The sequence below is a fragment of the Actinospica durhamensis genome (assembly GCF_018139695.1).
Taxonomy (GTDB): domain Bacteria; phylum Actinomycetota; class Actinomycetes; order Streptomycetales; family Catenulisporaceae; genus Actinospica; species Actinospica durhamensis.
In genome coordinates, this window is the sequence record NZ_JAGSOG010000487.1 from 1 (window position 1) to 2,868 (window position 2,868).

Consider the following 2,868-nt stretch of genomic DNA (forward strand, 5'->3'; position numbering starts at 1 on the left):
CCCCCGGCTCCCGCCCTTACCCGACGGCGACCTTCGCCTGTTCCTCGTAGAGCCGAGCGTAGATGCCTTCGGCGGCGGTGAGTTCGGCGTGGGTGCCTCGTTCGACGATGCGGCCGTGGTCGACGACGAAGATGACGTCGGCGGCGACGATGGTGGAGAGGCGGTGGGCGATGGCGATCGTGGTGCGGCCGTGGGCGGCGGAGTCGAGTGCTTGCTGGACGACGCGTTCGGAGATGGTGTCGAGTGCGCTGGTCGCCTCGTCGAGGACGAGTACTTCGGGGTCCTTGAGCAGCACGCGGGCTATCGCTATGCGCTGTTTCTCGCCGCCGGAGAGGCGGTAGCCGCGTTCGCCGACGACGGTGTCGTAGCCGTCGGGGAAGCCGGCGATCGTGTCGTGGATGTTCGCCGCGCGCGCGGCTTCCTCGAGTTGCGCCTGCGTGGCGTCGGGGGCGGCGTAGCGCAGGTTCTCTGCGATGGTGGCGTGGAAGAGGTAGGTCTCCTGGCTGACGATGCCGATGTGGTCGACCAGGGATTCGTGCCGCAGGTCGCGCACGTCTATGCCGGCGAACAGGACGGCGCCGGCACTGGCCTCGTAGAAGCGCGGCACGAGGTAGGACACCGTCGTCTTGCCGGCGCCGCTCGGTCCGACGAATGCCGCGAACTGGCCGGGGCGTATGGCGAAGTCGATGCCGTCGAGGGTCGCGCGCTCGGCCGGGCGTGAGTCGGGGTAGCGGAAGGTGACGTCGCGGAAGGCGATCTCGCCGATCGCGGCGTCCGCGGGGACGTCGACGGCGTCCGGTCGGTCCACGATGGCCGGCTGCATGTCGAGGTACTCGAAGATGCGCGCGAACAGGGCGCCGGAGGTCTGCAGGTTCAGGGCCGTCTGCATCAGGCCGATGAGCGGGGAAAGCAGCCGTGACTGGACGGTGGTGAAGGCCACGACCGTGCCCGCCGTGATGTCGCCGGCACCGCGGTTGAGCAGCCAGGCCGAGACGAGGTAGATGATCGCGGGGATCGAGGACAGGAAGATCTGTACCGTCGCGACGAACCACTGGCCGCTCATGGCCTGCTTCACCTGCAGCGCGATCTGCGTGCGGTTCTCGGCCTCGTACCGCGCCGTCTCCGCACGCTGCCGGTTGAAGCTCTTGGACAGCAGGATGCCCGACACACTCAGCGTCTCCTGGGTGATGGCGGTCATGTCGGACAGGGATTCCTGGGTGGCCGTCACGATGCGGGCCCTGACCTGGCCGACGCGGCGCTGCACGATCACGAGCACCGGCATGAGGACGACGGCGATGACCATGAGCTGCCAGTTGAGCAGGATCATGGCCACGAACGCGGCGATCACGGTGACGACGTTGCCGAGCACGCTGGAGATCGTGTTGGTCAGTACGTTGGAGACGCCGCCCACGTCGTTCTGCAGCCGGGACTGGATGACGCCGGTCTTGGTGCGGGTGAAGAAGCTCAGCTCCATCGACTGCAGGTGGCGGAACAGCTTCACCCGCAGCGCGCCCATGACCTTGTTGCCCACGGTCGCCATCAGGTAGGTCTGCCACACCCCGAGGCCGCTGCTGACCAGGTAGATGGAGACCATGGTGACGACCAGCACGACGGTGACCCGGTAGTCCGGGTGGCCCGCCTTGGGAAACAGGCCGTCGTCGAAGAGTCTCTGCGTGAGCAGTGGCGGCACCACCGACAGGGCCGATGAGATCAGCACGAGGGTGATGGTGACGGCGAGTGCTGATCTGTGCGGCGCGAAGAGTACTGCGACCCGGCGCAGCAGGTGCGGGATCTTCGGCGCCTGCGCGTTCGCGGCCTTCTGCGCGGCGATGTCCCTGCCCGCGACCCGTCCCCCTCGGCCGCCGCCGCCCATCCCCATGCTGCTCATTCGGCTCCCTCGAGTGCGGCGGAGACGCGGCCGATGAGCGGGATCACCGCGGTCAGCTGTGCCTGTTCGTCCGTCGTCAGCACGGCCTCGATCGCCTCGCGCAGGCCGTGCGCGCGCAAGGCCCGGTGGGCGGCGAGTGCGTGCTTGCCTCGCTCGGTGAGGACGACGGCGATCCGGCGGCCGTCGTCGGGGGCGCGGCGTCTCGCGACGTAGCCCTCCTGCTCGAGTTCGCGCAGCGCGGCGGCCACATTGGACGTGGTCATCCCGATCGCTTCGGCGATCCGCCCGGGCTGGGCGCCCTCTTCGGTGCCGGCGCTCGCGACGGCGGCGGACAGGACGCGGGTGGCTGAGCGCGAGACGCCGTCGAGCGGCGGGAGGCCGCGCGCGAGCCGTTTGTGCAGTTTCCCCAGGTGGGATTGCAGTGTCCGAACTTCGACCTCATCCATGGTTGCTATGCTAGATAGCTATGTGACATAAGTCAAAGCGTGGCGAGGGCGTCGGGACTGAAGGCCCAGCCGGTCCAGCGGGTGACCTCGATCTCGACGACGGGGCCCTGCGGGGGTTGCTGCGCGTACTGCGGATACCTCGCCGTCAGCAGGCTCAGCGGCGTGGCGAGGGCGTCGACGTCCTCGGCCAGGATGCGGGCGACGCCGTCGGCGCGCACCCACCACAGCTGCTGCCAGTCGGAGTCGTAGTGGTCTGCGAGCAGGCACACGGCGCTGTGCAGGCGGATGTTCTCGAGCCGTTTGAGCCGCATGGAGCGCTTGGGCTTCGCATCCACGGCGAAGTAGAGGCGGTCCGCGTCCGGGGCCGCGGCGAAGGTGATCGGGACGAGGTGGGGGACGGCGTCGGGGCCGACGGTGGCCAGGACGGCTGACGGCGCGGCGGTGAACAGGGCGCGGGCGGCGGGTTCGGGCAGGTTCATGGGGACAGCGTGTCAGGCCTCGCGCTCAGTGCCCGTCGTCGCCGCCGGTGGGGGT

Annotated in this window: 3 protein-coding genes; all 3 read right to left on the reverse strand. The window is 69.2% G+C overall.

Annotation, left to right across the window (positions count from 1 at the left end; genetic code table 11):
* Positions 1-16: 16 nt before the first annotated feature.
* From KDL01_RS40225 to KDL01_RS40235, 3 genes are read right to left on the reverse strand one after another with little or no spacing between them, the layout of a single operon-like run.
* Complete coding sequence (locus KDL01_RS40225) at positions 17-1,888, reverse strand: ABC transporter ATP-binding protein (RefSeq protein ID WP_212533983.1); 1,872 nt, start codon at positions 1,886-1,888, stop codon at positions 17-19.
* Positions 1,885-2,334 (reverse strand): MarR family winged helix-turn-helix transcriptional regulator, encoded by a 450-nt coding sequence (locus KDL01_RS40230; RefSeq protein ID WP_212533984.1) that lies wholly within the window; start codon positions 2,332-2,334, stop codon positions 1,885-1,887. The genes KDL01_RS40225 and KDL01_RS40230 overlap by 4 nt, the downstream gene beginning before the upstream one ends.
* A gap of 32 nt (positions 2,335-2,366) precedes the next feature.
* Complete coding sequence (locus tag KDL01_RS40235) at positions 2,367-2,813, reverse strand: TIGR03668 family PPOX class F420-dependent oxidoreductase (RefSeq protein WP_212533985.1); 447 nt, start codon at positions 2,811-2,813, stop codon at positions 2,367-2,369.
* Between the last annotated feature and the right edge of the window lie 55 nt (positions 2,814-2,868).